General features: G+C 43.0%; 13 protein-coding genes. 3 read left to right on the top strand and 10 right to left on the bottom strand.

Translation table 11 applies throughout. The features are described from left to right. Nucleotides 1–111: 111 nt before the first annotated feature. The gene (locus M8998_RS13070) at nt 112–1101 is read left to right on the top strand and encodes a sugar kinase (protein ID WP_249993561.1); all 990 of its coding nucleotides are present in this window, start codon (nt 112–114) and stop codon (nt 1099–1101) included. A gap of 17 nt (nt 1102–1118) precedes the next feature. Next, on the top strand, nt 1119–1763 hold the full coding sequence (locus tag M8998_RS13065; RefSeq protein ID WP_249993558.1) for a beta/alpha barrel domain-containing protein: 645 nt from the start codon (nt 1119–1121) through the stop codon (nt 1761–1763). Between the two features lie 115 nt (nt 1764–1878). Here the strand turns inward: M8998_RS13065 and rpoC are convergent, their stop codons facing one another. The 8 genes from rpoC to M8998_RS13025 all read right to left on the bottom strand — a co-directional run bounded on the left by rpoC (nt 1879) and on the right by M8998_RS13025 (nt 15964). Next, on the bottom strand, nt 1879–6156 hold the full coding sequence (rpoC, locus tag M8998_RS13060; RefSeq protein ID WP_249993557.1) for a DNA-directed RNA polymerase subunit beta': 4278 nt from the start codon (nt 6154–6156) through the stop codon (nt 1879–1881). A 69-nt stretch (nt 6157–6225) separates the two neighbouring features. After that, nucleotides 6226–10035 carry a DNA-directed RNA polymerase subunit beta gene (rpoB, locus tag M8998_RS13055; RefSeq protein ID WP_249993556.1) on the bottom strand — a complete coding sequence of 1270 codons (3810 nt, stop codon included), beginning with the start codon at nt 10033–10035 and terminating at the stop codon, nt 6226–6228. A 167-nt stretch (nt 10036–10202) separates the two neighbouring features. Further along, nucleotides 10203–10580 (bottom strand): 50S ribosomal protein L7/L12, encoded by a 378-nt coding sequence (rplL, locus tag M8998_RS13050; RefSeq protein WP_249993555.1) that lies wholly within the window; start codon nt 10578–10580, stop codon nt 10203–10205. A gap of 75 nt (nt 10581–10655) precedes the next feature. Continuing rightward, entirely contained in the window at nt 10656–11174 is a 519-nt protein-coding gene (rplJ, locus tag M8998_RS13045; protein ID WP_249993554.1) for a 50S ribosomal protein L10, read from the bottom strand. 2 nt (nt 11175–11176) lie between these two features. After that, entirely contained in the window at nt 11177–11875 is a 699-nt protein-coding gene (gene rplA / locus M8998_RS13040; RefSeq protein WP_249993553.1) for a 50S ribosomal protein L1, read from the bottom strand. A gap of 22 nt (nt 11876–11897) precedes the next feature. Beyond that, nucleotides 11898–12341, bottom strand: a complete 444-nt coding sequence (rplK, locus tag M8998_RS13035) for a 50S ribosomal protein L11 (protein WP_249993552.1) — start codon at nt 12339–12341, stop codon at nt 11898–11900. 169 nt (nt 12342–12510) lie between these two features. Continuing rightward, nucleotides 12511–13974, bottom strand: coding sequence for a hypothetical protein (locus tag M8998_RS13030; protein WP_249993551.1), 1464 nt, complete (start codon nt 13972–13974; stop codon nt 12511–12513). Nucleotides 13975–14062: 88 nt separating this feature from the next. Then, the gene (locus M8998_RS13025) at nt 14063–15964 is read right to left on the bottom strand and encodes an alpha-L-fucosidase (protein WP_249993550.1); all 1902 of its coding nucleotides are present in this window, start codon (nt 15962–15964) and stop codon (nt 14063–14065) included. Nucleotides 15965–16129: 165 nt separating this feature from the next. Between M8998_RS13025 and hemL the strand changes: the two genes are divergently transcribed. Then, nucleotides 16130–17446: a glutamate-1-semialdehyde 2,1-aminomutase gene (gene hemL / locus M8998_RS13020; RefSeq protein ID WP_249993548.1), complete on the top strand. Its 1317-nt coding sequence runs from the start codon at nt 16130–16132 to the stop codon at nt 17444–17446. Between the two features lie 630 nt (nt 17447–18076). Here the strand turns inward: hemL and argC are convergent. Both argC and argG read right to left on the bottom strand, forming a co-directional pair. Further along, the gene (gene argC, locus M8998_RS13015; RefSeq protein WP_249993546.1) at nt 18077–19096 is read right to left on the bottom strand and encodes an N-acetyl-gamma-glutamyl-phosphate reductase; all 1020 of its coding nucleotides are present in this window, start codon (nt 19094–19096) and stop codon (nt 18077–18079) included. A gap of 30 nt (nt 19097–19126) precedes the next feature. Continuing rightward, nucleotides 19127–20314 (bottom strand): argininosuccinate synthase, encoded by a 1188-nt coding sequence (gene argG / locus M8998_RS13010; RefSeq protein ID WP_249993544.1) that lies wholly within the window; start codon nt 20312–20314, stop codon nt 19127–19129. Nucleotides 20315–20329: the final 15 nt, after the last annotated feature.

Below are 20329 nucleotides of genomic sequence, written 5' to 3'. Positions count from 1 at the left end.
AAACTGTAAATTAGATAGGATATGGGTATACAGCTAACCACCTATGCTTCACTGCTGTCTGTCATGGATATGATTGGAGAGCGTATGTATACCTAATAAACGATAACAAGAATGAAGAAAGTACTTTGTTTTGGAGAAATTCTCCTCCGCTTACAGGCAATTGGCAGCAGTTTCTTTGAGAAGGATCGCAATCAACTACAGGTTTTTCCTGGCGGATCAGAAGCCAATGTCGCCAGCGGACTCGCCCAAATGGGTACCGCGACAGCATATTGTAGTGCATTTCCAGATAATCTGCTCAGCGTCGAAATTCAACAGCAATTACTGGAGCTCGGCGTGGATACAAGCAAATGCCTTAGTTTTGGCGATAGGATCGGTTCTTATATTTTACTTTCGGCTAATGGGTTGAGCCAGGGGGAGGTGATTTACGATCGACGCTATTCTAGCTTTAGCCAACTTCAGCTAGAAGACCTGAACTTTGATCGGTTGTTCGAAGGTATAGATTGGTTTCATTGGACGGCTTTATCTCCTGCGCTGAATGAAAATGTAGCAGAGCTGATGGCTCCCATTCTAAAAGAAGCAAAAAATCGAAATATCACGGTGTCAGTAGATCTTAACTACCGAAGTAAACTCTGGCAATATGGCCAGGAGCCTATCGAGATCATGCCAGAATTAGTGGCCTATTGCGATGTGGTGATGGGCAATATCTGGGCTGCTAATAAGATGCTGGGCACCTATGTGGATGACGCATTGGATCGTCATACCTCCACAGCGAATTATTTTGAAGCGGCAAAGCAGTCAGCCGCAGCGATATTTTCGATGTTTCCCTCTGTGCAGCATGTGGCGAATACCTTCCGCTTTATTGATAATCCACAGCACAATCTCTTTTATGGCACCTATCATAATCGAATAGAAGATGTGTTATCACCTATTTATGAAACGAATGAGGTGGTAGATCGCATCGGTAGTGGCGACGCTTTTATGGCAGGTCTTATTCACGCACTAACAACAGATATGCCAGCCCAACGCGTAGCCGATATCGCGACGGGTGCCGGATACCAAAAACTATTCGTGTCCGGGGATTTCGGAAACGGAAAATTCTAAATTTTATTCATTAAATCATGAGCAAACTACTTTCCCTAATACAACAATATCCGGCGATCCCTGTGTATTACCATGATGACCCACAAACCTGTATAGAAGTACTCCAAGCTTGTTATAAAGGCGGCATACGGATCTTTGAATTCGTAAATCGTGGGCCCGAAGCAAAAACTAATTTTAAAGCTTTATTGGCCTATAAGAACGAGCACTTCCCTTACATGGCTCTGGGTATAGGAACCATCAAGACGGCACATGAAGCTAAAGACTTCTTGGCTTTAGGAGCAGAATTTATTGTCAGTCCGATTGTATCTGCCGATATTGCGCAGGAAACCTTAGCGAAGGGTTACGATTGGATTCCGGGTTGTATGACGCCTACTGAAATTACCTTAGCAGAATCATTAGGGGCATCACTCATCAAGCTTTTCCCTGGAGATGCACTGGGGCCAAAATTTGTGAAAGCCATAAAACCGCTATTCCCGAATCTGCATTTTATGCCAACAGGCGGTGTCGATGTGGAAAAGGAAAATATAGATGGCTGGTTTAATGCAGGCGTATTTTCTGTAGGATTAGGTTCTAAGCTATTTCAAAAACCAAACAATAGTGATGATGGTTATCAGTGGTTAATCGACCGAGTAAGCACGTTGATGGAGTTAGTTGAACGTTAATATACTGATCCACCTCCTAAGAAAGGATGGATTGGTTACAACACATAAAAAGGCCGCGCGAAGTTAATTCGCGCGGCCTTGATAATTTATAATTACAAAATTCTAAAGAAGAAGACTAGTCTTCTTCTTTAGATGCTAATAGCTGATCGTACTCCTCGCGGGAACCCACGATGATATTGCTGTACTGACGTAGACCGGTACCAGATGGAATTAAGTGTCCAACGATTACGTTCTCTTTCAAGCCTAACAAATCATCACGCTTACCTGCAATAGCTGCCTCATTCAATACTTTCGTTGTCTCCTGGAAGGATGCAGCCGAGATGAATGATTTAGTACCTAATGATGCACGTGTAATACCTTGCAACAACGGGCTAGACGTTGCTGGAATCGCGTCACGCACTTCCACCAATTTCATATCCTGACGTTTCAAGAGTGAATTCTCCTCACGCAAGTTACGCATGGTTACAATCTGACCTGGGCGAAGGGTTTTAGAATCTCCCGCTTCCACGATGACCTTTTTGTCATACAGAGAATCGTTTTCTTCCATGAAGTCCCATTTGCTCACGGCTTCTTTTTCTAAGAAACGTGTATCTCCTGGATCCTCAATGTTTACCTTCTGCATCATCTGGTGAACGATGGTCTCAAAGTGCTTGTCATTGATTTTTACCCCTTGCAGGCGGTAAACCTCTTGGATACCATTCACAATGTACTCTTGTACAGCAGATGGACCTTTAATCGATAAGATATCTCCAGGAGAGATCTGACCATCAGAAAGTGGCATACCTGCTTTGATAAAGTCATTATCCTGTACCAAGATGTGTTTAGACAATGGCACTAGGTATTTCTTCACTTGACCATCGCGTGATTCGATAGAAACTTCCCGGTTACCACGTTTCACACCACCTAAGGTTACCACACCGTCGATTTCTGTTACTACGGCTGGGTTAGATGGGTTACGCGCTTCGAATAGCTCCGTTACACGTGGTAGACCACCCGTAATATCTCGGGTTTTTCCTGTCGAACGAGGAATCTTTACTAAGATCGCACCATCTTTCACTTTCTGTCCGTTGGATACAGAAACGTGGGCTCCCACTGGAATGTTATACGAACGAATTACTTCGCCCTTCAAATCCATGATTTTGATGGTCGGGTTCTTTGTTTTATCACGTGTTTCGATAATTACTTTCTCTTTGTGACCAGTTTGCTCGTCCGACTCTTCACGGAAGGTTACCCCTTCGATGATCGCGTCAAACTCCACCTTACCGGCAAACTCCGAGATAATTACCGCATTATATGGATCCCAGTCAACCAATTTCTGGCCTTTTTCGACAGTATCTCCTTCTTTTACGAATAGGTTAGATCCATAAGGGATAACTTGTTGGTAAACAACACGTCTTTCAGGGTTCAAGATTTTAATCTCTCCAGAACGACCTAATACGACATTAAATTTACCATCGTCTCCTTCTTTCTCTACCGTACGTAGATTTTCAAATTCTACAATACCTTCATATTTCGCGATGATCGCAGAATCAGAAGCAATGTTTGAAGCGGTACCACCCACGTGGAATGTACGTAGTGTCAACTGTGTACCCGGCTCACCGATGGACTGTGCAGCAATTACACCGACAGCTTCACCACGTTGAACTCGTTTACCAGATGCCAAGTTACGTCCGTAACAACAAGCACACACACCACGTTTAGCCTCACAAGTCAATACCGAGCGGATTTCGATGCCTTCAATACCAGCATTTTCAATCAGTTCTGCAATCTCCTCGGTGATATCTGCATTGGCAGCGACGATTACTTCGTTGGTTTCAGGATGTATTACATCATTCAACGGAGTACGACCTAAGATACGATCGAACAATGGCTCGATAATATCATCATTGTCTTTCAATGCTGTCGTGTAGATACCGCGTAACGTTCCACAGTCTTGATCGATAACAATCATATCTTGTGCAACATCATGCAAACGACGTGTCAAGTAACCCGCATCGGCCGTTTTCAAAGCCGTATCGGCCAAACCTTTACGCGCACCGTGTGTAGAGATAAAGTACTCGAGTACCGATAGTCCTTCTTTGAAGTTGGACAAAATCGGGTTCTCAATAATTTCACCACCTGATGTACCTGATTTCTGTGGCTTAGCCATCAAACCACGCATACCACATAGCTGACGAATCTGCTCTTTGGAACCACGTGCTCCAGAATCCAACATCATGTATACTGAGTTAAATCCTTGATTGTCGTTAGACAAGATATCCATTACGTGTGCCGTTAGACGGTTGTTGATACGTGTCCAGATATCGATAATTTGGTTGTAACGCTCGTTGTTCGTAATGAAACCCATATTGTAGTTACCCAATACTTCTTCCACTTCGTTCGTTGCTTGGTCTAGCAAATCTGTTTTAGCTGCTGGAATGTTAAGATCCTGCAAGTTAAATGACAGACCTCCTTTGAAAGCGGTTTGGAAACCTAACTCTTTCATATCGTCCAAGAATCTAGCCGCACGTGCCATACCAGTATTCTTCACGATCTCACCAATGACGTTACGTAAAGATTTTTTGGTCAACAAATCGTTGATATAACCTACTTCTTCTGGTACAATCTGGTTAAAGATCACACGGCCAACAGTAGTTTCAATGATTTGTTGTTCGAAGTTGCCTTCTTTTGTTTTGATCTGTGTTTTCACTTTGATGAACGAGTGCAGGTCAACTTGCTGCTCATTCAACGCGATGATCACCTCTTCCGGAGAATAGAACACGGTTCCTTCACCTTTCATACGACGAGCATCATCTGTCTTACGGCCTTTAGTAATGTAGTAAAGACCCAATACCATATCCTGAGATGGAACCGTTACCGGTGAACCATTCGCAGGGTTCAAGATATTGTGTGCTGCCAACATCAGAATTTGTGCTTCCAAGATTGCCGCATTACCTAGTGGTAAGTGGACTGCCATCTGGTCACCGTCAAAATCGGCGTTGAAAGCCGTACATACTAACGGGTGTAACTGAATCGCTTTACCCTCTACCAATGTCGGCTGGAATGCTTGGATACCCAAACGGTGAAGCGTAGGTGCACGGTTTAATAATACCGGGTGACCTTTCAATACATTCTCTAAGATATCCCAAACCACTGGATCTTTACGATCCACGATTTTCTTCGCAGACTTCACTGTTTTCACAATACCACGCTCAATCATCTTGCGGATGATAAACGGTTTGTAAAGCTCAGCAGCCATATCTTTAGGCAAACCACATTCGTGTAATTTCAAGTGTGGGCCTACAACAATAACCGAACGTGCTGAATAATCCACACGTTTACCGAGTAAGTTCTGACGGAAACGACCTTGTTTACCTTTCAATATATCAGAAAGAGATTTCAAGGCACGATTACCTTCGGTTTTCACCGCATTTACTTTACGGGAGTTATCGAATAATGAATCTACCGCTTCTTGAAGCATACGCTTCTCGTTACGCAAGATTACTTCTGGTGCTTTAATCTCGATTAGACGTTTCAAACGGTTGTTACGAATAATCACACGACGGTACAAATCATTCAAATCGGAAGTCGCGAAACGACCACCATCCAAAGGCACCAATGGGCGCAACTCTGGTGGAATAATAGGTACAATTTTCACGATCATCCACTCCGGACGGTTTTCAATACGGGTATTGGCACCACGGAAAGCTTCTACTACATGAAGGCGTTTCAATGCCTCATTTTTACGTTGTTGAGAAGTTTCGTTTGCTGCCTGGTGACGTAGATCGTACGACAACTGATCTAGATCCAGACGTTTTAGTAATTCTTCTAAAGCGTCGGCACCCATTTTAGCCACAAATTTTTGTGGGTCGTTGTCATCTAAATACTGGTTCTCTTTCGGTAAAGTATCTAGGATATCTAAGTACTCTTCTTCCGTTAAGAAATCCATGTACGATAGACCATCATCCTCTTTGATACCGGCTTGGATAACCACATATCGTTCGTAGTAGATGATCATATCCAATTTCTTAGTTGGAAGACCTAATAAGTAACCAATTTTGTTTGGCAAAGAACGGAAGTACCAAATGTGTGCCACAGGAACCACCAAGTTGATGTGTCCCATACGCTCACGACGTACTTTTTTCTCCGTTACTTCTACACCACAACGGTCACACACGATACCTTTGTAACGGATACGTTTGTACTTACCACAGTGACATTCGTAATCCTTTACCGGGCCGAAGATACGCTCACAGAATAATCCATCGCGTTCCGGCTTGTAGGTACGATAGTTAATCGTTTCCGGCTTAGTTACTTCACCGCTAGAACGCTCCAAGATAGTCTCAGGAGAAGCTAAGCTGATCGTAATCGACGTGAAGTTACTTTTGATTTTATTATCTTTTTTATAAGACATACGTTGTATAACTTAAAAGCTGTATGTAAAGTTTGGGAAGCTCGCACCTCCCAAACTCAAATTACTTGATTAATCTAATGTGATATCCAGACCTAGACCACGTAACTCATGAACCAATACATTGAATGATTCTGGTACGGACGGTGTAGGTAGGTTGTTACCTTTCACGATCGCCTCATAGGTTTTCGCACGGCCAATCACATCATCGGATTTCACGGTTAAGATCTCCTGTAGGATATTAGATGCACCGAATGCCTCTAGTGCCCAAACCTCCATCTCACCAAAACGCTGACCACCAAACTGGGCTTTACCACCCAATGGTTGTTGTGTGATCAATGAGTATGGCCCGATCGAACGCGCGTGCATCTTATCATCCACCATGTGACCTAGTTTCAACATGTAGATTACACCTACTGTTGTTGGCTGGTCAAAGCGCTCTCCTGTCAATCCATTGTACAAGTAGGTACGTCCGGATGCAGGAAGACCTGCTTTTTCTACCCATTCTTCTACCTGACCCATTTCAGCACCATCAAAGATTGGCGTCGCGAACTTCATTCCAAGTTTCTGCCCAGCCCATCCAAGAACAGTTTCATAGATCTGACCCAAGTTCATACGAGAAGGTACACCTAATGGATTCAACACGATATCTACTGGCGTACCGTCCGATAAGAAAGGCATGTCTTCGTCACGTACGATACGTGCTACGATACCTTTGTTACCGTGGCGTCCAGCCATTTTATCACCGACTTTCAACTTACGTTTTTTCGCTACGTAAACTTTAGCCATTTGTACAATACCCGATGGCAACTCATCACCTACAGATACGGCAAACTTATCACGTTTGAATGCACCTAACTCCTCATTGAACTTGATGTTGTAGTTATGCAACGCGATTTTGATCGCATCGTTTTTCTCGTCATCTGTTGTCCAACCCGCAGGGTTAAGGTTTGCATAATCTAAATCCGTTAAGATTTTTTGGGTGAATTTCGCACCCTTAGCAACCAAAAGCTCTTTGTAGACATTGTAGATACCTTGGCTGGTTTTGCCATTTACCACGGTAAACAATTTATCTACTAAACGCTCTTTCAGCACGCGAAGGTTTTTCTGGTGCGTTGTATCCAGTTTCTCTAATGCTTTTCTTTCGATGTCTTTAGACATCTTCTTAGCACGGGAGAACAACTTCGTATCGATAACCACACCTTTGATGGATGGTGGCGTTTTTAACGAAGCATCTTTCACGTCACCTGCTTTATCACCGAAGATTGCACGTAGCAACTTCTCTTCTGGTGAAGGATCTGATTCACCTTTAGGTGTAATCTTACCGATCAGGATATCGCCTTCCACAACCTCTGCTCCGATACGGATGATTCCGTTTTCGTCCAGATCCTTAGTAGCTTCTTCGGATACGTTCGGGATGTCTGAAGTCAATTCCTCTTCACCACGTTTTGTATCACGCACTTCTAATTCAAACTCTTCGATATGCAAAGAAGTAAAGATATCCTGAGATACTACACGCTCTGAAATTACGATCGCATCCTCAAAGTTGTATCCCTGCCAAGGCATGAATGCTACTTTTAAGTTACGGCCTAATGCCAACTCGCCATCTTCTGTTGCATAACCTTCACACAATACCTGTCCTTTTACTACTTTCTCGCCTTTGATAACGATCGGCTTCAAGTTGATACAGGTATTCTGGTTGGTTTTCTTGAATTTAATTAATTTATATGTTTTGACGTCGTCGTCGAATGATACCAAGCGATCAGCATCTGTACGTTCGTAACGGATATGAATCTCTTGTGCATCTACGTATTCTACGACACCATTTCCCTCTGCATTGATCAAGGTGCGGGAATCGGATGCCACACGGCCTTCCAATCCTGTACCTACAATCGGCGCTTGCGGACGCAACAATGGCACCGCTTGGCGTTGCATGTTGGATCCCATCAAGGCACGGTTGGCATCATCGTGCTCCAAGAAAGGAATTAACGAGGCTGCAATAGACGTAATCTGGTTTGGCGCAACGTCCATGTAATCCAACTTCTCCGGCTCGATAATCGGGAAGTCACCCTCATATCTTGCTTTTACTTTTGCGTCTTCGAAGTTACCTTTATCGTCATAGATTGCATTCGCTTGTGCGATTGTTTTGCCATCTTCATCTTCTGCGGATAAGTATACCACAGGATGATCTACCACTACTTTACCTTCATCTACCTTACGGTATGGTGTTTCAATAAAACCAAGGTTATTGATTTTTGCATGTACTGCTAATGAAGAAATCAAACCAATGTTTGGACCCTCAGGAGTTTCGATAGTACACAAGCGACCGTAGTGCGTATAGTGAACGTCACGAACCTCGAAACCTGCGCGCTCACGAGATAGACCACCAGGACCTAACGCGGATAAACGACGTTTGTGTGTAATCTCGGCCAATGGATTGGTTTGATCCATAAACTGAGATAACTGATTGGTACCAAAGAAAGAGTTGATTACGGACGATAACGTACGTGCATTGATCAAATCTGTCGGTGTAAAGACCTCATTGTCCCGAATGTTCATACGTTCGCGGATAGTACGCGCCATACGAGCAAGACCTACCCCAAATTGAGCGTAAAGTTGCTCACCAACGGTACGTACACGACGATTAGACAAGTGGTCAATATCATCTACTTCTGCTTTTGAATTGATCAGGTTGATCAAGTATTTTACGATCGCGATGATATCTTCGCGAGTTAATACTTTAGTTTCTGATCCAGTCGATAAGCCTAATTTACGGTTGATACGGTAACGACCTACATCGCCCAAGTCATAACGCTTATCAGAGAAGAACAAGCGATCGATAATACCGCGAGCTGTTTCCTCATCAGGTGGTTCGGCGTTACGTAATTGGCGATAGATATGCTCCACCGCTTCTTTTTCCGAATTAGACGTATCCTTTTGTAGTGTATTGTATATAATAGAGTAATCGGCATTGTTCGACTCATCGTCTTTCGCTAAGATAATAGACTTAACTCCAGCGTCGATGATCATTTCAATGTGATCTTCTTCTAGTACGGTTTCACGTTCAAGGATGATTTCGTTACGGTCGATAGACACGACTTCACCCGTATCCTCGTCTACGAAATCTTCTATCCATTTCTTCAATACCCTAGCCGCCAGGCGACGACCTACGTATTTTTTAAGACCCGATTTACTAACTTTTACTTCATCAGCCAGATCGAACAATTCTAGGATATCTTTATCCGAATCGAATCCGATGGCACGTAATAAAGTGGTAACCGGGAATTTTTTCTTCCGATCGATATAGGCATACATGACGTTATTTACGTCTGTTGCAAATTCGATCCAAGATCCTTTAAAAGGAATTACCCTAGCAGAATAAAGTTTTGTTCCATTTGTGTGTCTACTCTGACCGAAGAATACGCCAGGTGAGCGGTGTAGTTGGGATACAATTACCCGTTCCGCACCATTAATCACGAAAGTACCTTTTGGTGTCATGTAAGGAATGGTACCTAAGTACACATCCTGTACAATCGTCTCGAAATCTTCGTGCTCTTCGTCGTTACAAGATAACTTTAATTTTGCTTTTAGAGGTACACTGTACGTTAAGCCACGCTCGATACATTCTTGAATGTCGTAACGTGGTGGATCTATGAAATAGTCCAAAAACTCTAGCACAAAAATGTTTCTTGAATCAGAAATAGGGAAGTTTTCGGCGAAAACCTGATAAAGCCCTTCCTGATGGCGATCGTCAGAAGTAGTTTCCAGTTGAAAAAACTCCCTGAAAGATTCTAATTGCACGTCCAAGAAATCAGGATAATCAATTACCTTCTTACTTGTAGCAAAATTCACTCTTTCTTTTTGAATATTGTTGTTTGCCAAGGGAATAAGATTTTAGTTTTAATAAACTGCGCTAACATGTTTGTTGAAAACCCTGGAATCGACGTGTCAACAACACCACATCGAGGGGTAGATAGTATAAACAGGGAAAGACTCTGATAGAAAATCCATCAGAGTCTATACCTTAAAGGTGCTTTACGCAGGAGAGATTACTTAACCTCAACTACAGCTCCAGCTTCTTCTAGTTGTTTTTTCAAAGCTTCAGCTTCGTCTTTAGAAACACCAGTTTTCAATTCTTTAGGTGCTCCATCAACTAAGTCTTTTGCCTCTTTCAAACCTAGACCAGCTAAATCTTTTACCAATTTAACTACCGCTAATTTAGAACCACCAGCTTCTTTCAAGATTACATCAAAAGATGTTTTCTCTTCAGCAGCAGCAGCACCACCATCAGCAGGGCCAGCAGCAACAGCAACTGCAGCAGCAGCTGGTTCGATACCGTACTCGTCTTTTAAGATATCAGCTAGTTCTTTAACTTCTTTTACTGTTAAGTTCACTAACTGCTCAGCAAGTTGTTTTAAATCTGCCATTTTATTTTGAATTTTTGAATTTACTAAATGAATATTGTTAATTAAAATGTTAACGAACGTTTATAAGAGTGTTCGTTAGCCTCTTTCTTCTAAAGCTTTAAGCAATCCTGAAACTGTATTTCCGCCTGATTGTAGTGCAGAAATAACATTTTTCGCTGGAGATTGAAGTAGAGCAATAACGTCTGCGATCAATTCGTCTTTCGATTTTAGGTTGACCAAAGCATCAAGCTGAGAATCACCAATGAAAGCCGTTTCCTGGATATAAGCCGCTTTTAAAAGGGGCTTGTCACCTTCTTTACGCAATTGTTTGATCAATTTAGCGGGACCGTTACCAGTCTCTGAGAACATCATAGTAGATGCGCCTTTCAATACGCCAAATATCTCTTCCGAATCTACACCTGCTTCGATTAGGGCTTTCTTGATCAAGGTGTTTTTCACTACCTGAACTTCGATGCCACTTTCAAAACATTTGCGACGGATTTTGCTCACTTTTTCCACAGGTAAATCAGCAGTATCTGCAATGTAAAAGTTGCCGTAGGATTTAATCTGCTCTGCCAAAGCTTGAACAATTTCTTGTTTTTCTTCTTTTCTCATGATTAAATACCCGCTACTGATTTAGTCTCGATATGAATACCAGGACTCATAGTCGATGAAATGTGAATACTCTTGAAGTATGTACCTTTCGCTGCAGATGGTTTAAGGCGTGAGAGTGTTTGCAACACTTCTAACGCGTTATCATAAATCTTGTCTGCTTCGAATGACACTTTTCCAACTGAAGTGTGGATGATACCGGTTTTGTCGACTTTGAAATCTATTTTACCGCCTTTAACATCAGTTACTGCTTTACCTACGTCTGTAGTAACAGTACCTGTTTTAGGATTTGGCATCAAGTTTCTTGGACCTAAAATACGACCCAATTTACCTACTTTCGCCATCACACTAGGCATAGTAATAATGATATCAACGTCAGTCCAACCACCTTCGATCTTGCTGATATAATCGTCAAGACCTACGTAGTCAGCACCTGCTGCTTTAGCTTCTTCTTCCTTATCAGGAGTACACAATACTAAAACGCGAACAGTTTTACCGGTTCCGTGAGGTAATGTTGCAATACCACGAACCATTTGATTCGCTTTACGAGGATCTACGCCCAAACGAACGTCGATATCCACAGAAGCATCAAACTTAGTCGTTGTAATCTCTTTTACCAAAGCCGCAGCTTCTTTTAAAGAGTACGCTTTACCAGCTTCAATTTTGGATAGTGCCGCTTTTTGATTTTTTGTTAATCTAGCCACTTTCTTAAACTGATTTCGTTAATTAATTGTTCCAAGGAGCGTCACCTGATACAGTGATACCCATACTGCGCGCCGTACCTGCTACCATTCTCATAGCTGACTCTACAGTAAACGCATTCAAATCTGGCATTTTATCTTCTGCAATCTGCTTTACCTGATCCCAAGTAACTGAAGCTACTTTCTTACGGTTAGGCTCACCAGATCCACTCTTCAATTTAGCAGCGTCTTTCAACTGAACCGCAACTGGAGGAGTTTTGATGATAAAATCAAAAGATTTGTCCGTGTAAACTGTAATGACAACTGGCAGAATTTGACCAGGCTTGTCTTGCGTACGAGCATTGAACTGCTTACAGAAATCCATAATGTTCACCCCTTTAGCACCTAACGCAGGCCCTACTGGAGGTGACGGATTAGCTGCACCGCCCTTTACTTGTAATTTTACTAACGCACCGACTTCTTTTGCCATTTCGTTATAAATTTAATATTTGTAAATGTTTGTTAGTAAGTGGAAGCTATACTGTAACATTTATTCGAAGGACACAAAACATGTCTTGCAACCAAACGAGGTGCAAAGATATACAATATACCAACACAAACAAAATCTAAAATAAAAATTAGCGCTGTAACCCGCTGATTTAGAACTGAACTTCTACGGTTTCGTCCCACTCCTCATTAATCTCCACCTGGAAGCCTGCCTGGAATGGCAAAAAACCAAGTAGCTCTCCCCTAAAAAGCACCTGCACGTTGTTTCTTACGGCAACCGACACATCAAGAACACGCAAGAGTTCTCCTGATTTCCCAAACGCCATCAGCTGGTAAGACAAAGGAACCGGATCAACTACGCGACCAATAAACTGATTGAACTGTAATTCCTTGCTGAGAGCAAGATTGGGGTGCATTTCAATTTCCGACTGATCTAATACGGGATTAGCCAGCTGCAGGTTGAACGGAGCATAAAAAGCGGGTTCCTCCATACGCACAATAACGACACTTTCTACGATCGATAAATCCCTCGCATCTGTAAATTCGAATTTGATTTGGCTGTGATAGCGATCAAGCACCACAGATTCTTGGATATTCTGGTTGATGAAGATTGATTTTTCGAAGCCATAGACTTCTCCAGCGTACGCCGAAAAACGATTGCCAAAGTAGTAGGTATTGGACGATGATACATAAGCTGGCAAAAGTATATCCGATAGTCCAGTGTGTCGTAGAAAGGAGAACCTGTATTCGCCATGAGGCAAATTCATGGATATGGCAGGCATGTCCAGAGCATATTCTTGTATCAAAGAAGATGCGAGGTCTCCAGTGGCCTGGTCGAAAGCATATATTCGTAATTGATCTCCTTCCTGTGGTTTAGCCGCTTGCACAGTACCCTGAAAACGTAGATTATCCAATCGAAGTACACCCGTGTTTTCATTATATTCGCTTCCCCCTCCCCGTTCACCAGCAGCACTTACCAAACGAAAGCGAATAATATCCGTGGAAGACAAGTCCAGATTGCTCAAGTCAAACAAAAAACTATTCCTGGCTTGGCTGGTCGTAAAATTGGAGAATTGATTGACATTACGCAATATATGCCATTCCATATCATCATAACTGTAATGGAGATCGAAAGCTTTGGGCCCTGTGGCGGAGGAGCTGATATCAAACCCCATATTGGTCAACGATGAAATTATGTGGGTGGGCAATGCTATAGTGAGCTCTTTTACGCCGTTTATAGAAAGGGCTCGTCCTGCCGGGAATTGCTCAAAGGGCCATCCCGCCGCAAAGCTTGTTGGCTCTAGGCCATCATTATAGGTGATTGTTGCGCCAGGCTGTATGGCAATATCTGCTCGAAGCGATTCGTTGTTAAAAGACCAGAAGTAAACATAATCAACCAAACCATCCAAACCAGCTGCTTGCTGTGACAAAATTCCTGAGCTGGCATTTCTATCTGCAACAGAAAGCATAGCCTCTTGCACATTGAAATTAATAGTATACGTTTCATCAGAAAGTCCGGAAGCAGAACGTGGATCTTTTTGACAGCTGAGCATAGAAACCACAAAAACAAGTAGCCCTAACCGCTTGAGCAAGAGGATGGATGACGCATTAAACATAATAATTAGTATTGGTTCAAACGCAAATTAGCCATATTATTTCTTTAAAAGAAATAATATGGCTAATTAAATAAATTAGTTAACTAATTTATTTAATGAAACCCAGCTCACTTGCGCTGAAACCTCGTTCTACGGTTTCAGTAGCTTCAAATTTTATGTACTTGTATTGCACGTTTTTACTAAAGCGAACGACCTGTTCTATGGGATTTGATTTGATATTAGAAAATTCCCCTTCTTTAATTATTTCCCATTTGGCATTATCCTGACTTCCCGAGAGGCGATATCTAGTTACCATACCTTCCTTTTTGCCATCCTGACGTGGTAGATAGAAAAAGCCTCCGATAGTTTGTGTTCCTATATCAAATACGAATATCTTTTCTGAAAGTTCTGAAAAAGTAACAGGGTTACGGTCCATCGCTGCCGCAAGTCCATCTCCAGTCGTTAATTTCACAGAATTACTTGGCACTCGGACAATTGCGGATGGAGACTGGTCGATATCGTAAGCAACGTGTGCCTCTTTATATAACCCAAAGTCGCTTAACGTGGGGGCCACTGGTGCAAACAGTTCTATACGAACCTTTGTCGCTCTGACAGGTTCGCTCAGTTTTATGATGCGTGTAGCTCCGATGCTGGTCGCTCCCGCAATCTTCTGCCAATCTTGTCCGTCCCATGTAGAAATACGCACGCTATCTAAACGTTGGCCTAGCTTAATGTTCTCCCGCAAACGAATTAGATCAAACTCCTGTTCGCCACCTAAATCTAACTCCAATGATGGATTCAAGACGTCATCATCCGATGCATAATAAGAATAGCGATCGTCGTCTAGAATCTGGTCTGCTGAGTACGCTTTATGATCGCCACGCGTATTAGATGTCGTGATCTTTGCTTTGGACGCGAGATTGCTCGAAAAGGTTTTCTCTAGCTTTTCACCAAAACCTTTTAGTGAAGCGACATCATTGGCATGTAATTGGCCATTTGGCATCGGAGCTAATCCAAGGTTCATATTAGCACCTCGCCCAACAGATTTCAGATAAATTTCGAACAAAGCGTCGGGACTTTTCACTTGTGCATCTTGCTCCGGATGGTAAAACCAACCAGAACGATGTGGCACATCACACTCTGCCGGGATCCAGGATTCTCCGCCACGCGTACCGGTAGTCAGGTTGCTATCATCCAGGTATCCGGGCATCGGCTCCTTCCCCTCTATCCCTTTCAGTGTAATCGTTGCCCAGCTTGTTTCGGCTGCGTGACCGTGTTCATTACCTACCCAACGCATATCAGGGCCAATGTCTGAGAAGATCATCGCCATAGGCTGATGCTCTCGTACGATTGGCCAAGTCTTATCCTTCCAATTATAATAACTAGAGCGGTCTATCAGGCGTTTTTCATTTCTACCACCATAATACCCGTCGCCACCATTGGCACCATCATGCCAAGAGGTAAACAGATCTCCATATCCTGTCATGAGTTCGGTGAGCTGCTGGCGATAGGCTTCTGGATAGGCTTCAGATCCGTAGCGGATATCGTTACGATCCCAGGCAGAAAGATAAACGCCAAAAGCAAGATTCGCCTTTTTGGCGGCGCCCATAAATTCCTTCACCATATCACCTTTACCATCTCTCCAGGGAGATTGTGCTACACTATAGTTGGTGGTGGCTGTTGGCCATAAACAGAAACCATCGTGATGTTTCGCAACAGAAATTAATCCTTTAAATCCACCTGCTGCGGCAGCATTTGCGATTTGATTCGCATCAAACTCTGTTGGGTTGAAAATAGCAGGGTCTGCATCTCCGAATCCCCATTCTTTATTCTGGTAAGTAGTCGGTGTAAAATGTATCAACGTATACGTCTCCATCTCATGCCAACGTAGTTGACGTTCGGAGGGTAAAGCACCATACGGTTCGGGCGGCGGCGGTGTGCTCACTTGGCAAGCGGTCAATGTTCCTGCTAACAATCCTAACGCTATGCCTAATTTTTTGGAAAATATCATTGGTAGTTATGTTTGAGCGCTGAATATACGTTTTTTCCAGCGAAAATATTGATTACTTCTGGCAGGAAAGAATTAGATCTGGAGCCGCAATTGCCAATATTGACTTTCACATGAACGATATCTAGCATGAAATGGATAAATTCGCATTTTAAAATAAAATTATAGATGGCGAAGGTAGAAAAGGATATTTCCAGAGAAAGATCAGGTCAATTATTCGAAGAAGCGAAAGGCTATTTCCCAGGTGGCGTGAATTCACCTGTGCGTGCATTCAAATCAGTATATGGCACTCCCCTATTTATTGAACGTGGCGACAAAGCGCACTTGTGGGATGCCGATGGCAATGAGTTTATCGACTACTGCTGCTCCTGGGGGCCACTTATTTTAGGGCATAACAACGACGCCGTGCGAGAAGCCGTGGCAGAGCAGTTGCACAAAGGGTTGAGCTTTGGAGCACCTACCGCTTTAGAAAACAAGCTGGCCAGCCTGATCATCAATAATAATCAATATTTAGAAAAAATTCGTTTTGTAAGCTCGGGTACAGAAGCCGTTATGTCGGCGATTCGCTTGGCCAGAGGATATACCAAACGAGATAAAATTGTCAAGTTTGAAGGCTGTTATCATGGACACTCCGACGCGCTGTTGGTAAAAGCGGGATCTGGCTTGGTGACTTTCGGCGAAACTTCATCTGCAGGTGTGCCAAAGGCTTTTGCAGCAGAAACCATTGTGATTGCCCTTAATGATTATGAGGCCTTGAAACAAGTTTTTGCAGACTTTAAAGATCAAATTGCCGCTGTCATTATTGAAGGTGTGCCTGCTAATAATGGTCTGCTACTCCAAGATAAGGCGTATGTGCAATTCTTAAGGGAGATCACGCAGCAAAACGGTAGTTTGTTGATCTTCGACGAAGTGATCACGGGTTTCCGCTTAGGGTTTGAAGGTGCTGCACGCTACTATGATGTAAAACCTGACATCATTACTTACGGCAAAATCATTGGTGGAGGAATGCCCGTCGGCGCTTATGGTGCATCCAACGAGCTGATGAGTCATATATCACCGGATGGGGCGGTATATCAGGCAGGCACTCTATCCGGAAATCCGGTCGCGATGTCTGCGGGTATTGCGGCATTGAGTATCTTAGTACAAGAAGGATTTTATGAGAATCTTGAGGCGATCACGCAAAAATTTGTACAGGAAATTCAGTCATTTATCGCGCAAAAAGGATACCGTGTGAAGGTGTTTACCATTGGATCAATCTTTTGGTTTGCCTTTACAGACCAGGAAAAGATTCAACGCGCGGATGAAATTGTACATGATTCCATGGAGCAATACAAAATCATGCATCGCGAATTGTTGAACCGTGGCATCTATTTTGGCCCATCCGGTTATGAGGTCGGCTTTATTTCCGCTGCTCATACGCAAGAAGATTTGAGCACAACCCTCGTTGCACTTCAAGAATCGCTAGATGTCGTTTTTGCCTTGTAAAGAAGCTTTATATAGATATCAAAATGGGCTGCGTTGAAGAACGCAGCCCATTTTAGTTTTTAGATCAAGTCGTAACCTACTCGCGAAGAAGTTATCAGACTGTATAAACCTGAACTCGATCATTTAATATATTGATGATAAATAACTGAATACTTACTTTGCCCTCTAATGCCGGACGGGCATGATACTTTTAGTCGCAAAAGCATCCAAAACTCGCCGCTTACCGTATTGGCACAACGTCCGTGCATCCTAGTGCTATTGCCAATCCGCTAAGGCGGCAATTTGATAAAATGGATAGGGGTTGCTTGAGTCAAGTTTTAATTTGGGTATTAAAATTGGGAAACTTTGCAATCGACCTAGCGTTACGACTGCAGCAAGCCGCGCGAAAGTAAATCTGTGTTTATGAAGCTAAAAGCAGGTTTCGCGTAGCCCTTGATCGAAACGTCTTTGCGAAGTCGAGGCACGAGGCTGCGGCAATCTAAACTTAATTTGGAATGATGGCCATCACGCTATCAACTTTATTAATCTTATTAACTTTAAAAATAGATTGCTTCGTACTTCGCGATGACGCATAAAAAAATGGCAGTGAGCTACTGCTCACTGCCATTTTCTATACTGCATTGATTGAGTCTAAAACCCAGCAGGTTTCAAATTCAAACCGGCACGTTCATCTAGGCCAAATAGCAAATTCATATTTTGCACGGCTTGACCGGAAGCTCCTTTTAGCAAATTATCTGTGGCATTCAAGATCAACAATTTATCGCCATGCTTCTCTAAATGCATAATACTTTTATTGGTATTCACTACCTGTTTCAGATCAATGTTTTGCTCGCTCACAAAAGTGAACGGATGGGATTGATAATAATTGTAGTACAAGCTGTACGCGTCCATTGCTTCAATATCCACATCCACATATATCGCAGAAAAAATACCTCGAGCAAAGTCGCCACGTTGAGGCACAAAATTGATGCGTTGCTGCGCCCGCGACAGCAAAGATCCATCGCCAAATGGTAAATAGCCCGCTTGCAATTGATCCAAAGATTCCGAAATCTCTTGCAAATGTTGGTGCTCGAAAGATTTATAAGCAGATAGATTGTTGTTGCGCCAAGAGAAATGTGTCGTCGGGCCAGGTTTTTGGCCTGCTCCGGTAGATCCAGTGGTGGCATTTACATGAATCTGATCGGGTAACAAACCAGCATTGGCCAAGGGCAATAAGGCCAATTGAATATTAGTCGCAAAACATCCTGGGTTGGCGACATAGTGCGCCTGCTTAATCGCTTCCCTATTCAGTTCCGGCAATCCATAAACAAATGCACCTTGTGCATATGCCTGATGATCACGCAAACGGTAATCTTGCGACAGATCGATAATTTTGACCTTGGCATCGACTGGATTTTCATCTAGAAACTTGCGCGCATCGCCATGTCCCAAACACAAGAAAAGCACATCAATATCCGAATGGAAGTCGGTAGAAAATTCGAGTTCGGTATCGCCCAACAAGTCATTATGCACCGCATAAATCTTATTTCCTGCATTGGATGCGCTATTCGCAAACACAATCTCCACGTCAGGATGATAAACCAATACGCGTAACAATTCTCCTCCGGTATAGCCGGCCGAGCCTACTATTCCTGCTTTTATCTTTGTCATGTACTTTCTTATTTGTTGGGTAGCCAAGCGTTACGACTGCCCGTTCACTTTAAACCAGATTCCTACTTGATTACCGAATATTTTCGAAAATCCTTTTACATCATCTCCCGTGTAGCCTTCGTTCATTTCGCCGTAGCTTCCGAATTTATTGTTCATCAAATCATGATCCGACTCGATGCCGATGATCACAAAACGGTGTGGATGCAGTTCTATAATTACGCGGCCTGTCACCGTGGCTTGCGCACTGCCCAAGAATGCTTCGATATCGCGCATCACTGGATCGTGCATCTGACCTTCGTGCATGTAATTCCCGTAGAAAGATGCGATTTGATCTTTCCATGAAAGTTGCCATTTGGTCAAAGTATGCTTTTCCAACATATGGTGTGCTTTTACCAAAATGATTGGCCCAGCAGCTTCAAAACCCACACGGCCCTTGATACCGATAATCGTATCACCTACATGGATATCTCGCCCAATACCGTAAGGTTGCGCGAGTTCTTGCAATTGTTGGATCACTTTTACCGGACCGATCTTTTCTCCATTTAGCGCTACTGGTTCTCCTTTTTCGAAATCGATGGTGATCTGCTTTGGTTGATCTTGCGTGATCGGCGTTGGCCAAGCAGATTCTGGCAAGTATTGGTTGGATGTCAACGTTTCTGCGCCACCAACCGAAGTACCCCAAAGGCCTTTATTAATCGAATATTTAGCTTTTTCTGCCGAATACTCCACGCCATGTTTATTTAAGTATTCGATCTCCGCTTCGCGGGATAATTTAAGATCGCGGATCGGAGTGATGATTTCAATCCCTGGAATCAAGGTTTGGAAGATCATATCAAAACGAACCTGATCGTTACCAGCTCCGGTAGAACCGTGAGCCACACAAGTAGCGCCGATTTTCTTCGCATAGTTGGCTATTGCCGTAGCTTGTGTAACGCGTTCTGCCGATACGGACAAAGGATATGTCGCATTTTTCAATACGTTACCAAAGATCAGGTACTTGATGGTATCTTTGTAATAATCTTCCGTTTCGTCGATGGTAGTATGCGATTTTACGCCTAATTCATACGCGCGCTTTTCCACAGTTTGTAACTCTTCGGCAGAGAAGCCACCGGTGTTGACAATAACAGAATGTACTTCCAAACCCAAATCTTTGGAAAGATATATACAGCAAAACGAGGTATCCAAACCACCACTGAATGCTAAAACGACTTTTTTCATCTTATTCTTGAGGTA

Source organism: Sphingobacterium sp. lm-10, from assembly GCF_023554555.1.
Lineage (GTDB): Bacteria > Bacteroidota > Bacteroidia > Sphingobacteriales > Sphingobacteriaceae > Sphingobacterium.
The sequence above is the reverse complement of the archived record's forward strand: the minus strand, read 5'-3'. Positions and strand labels throughout refer to the sequence as shown.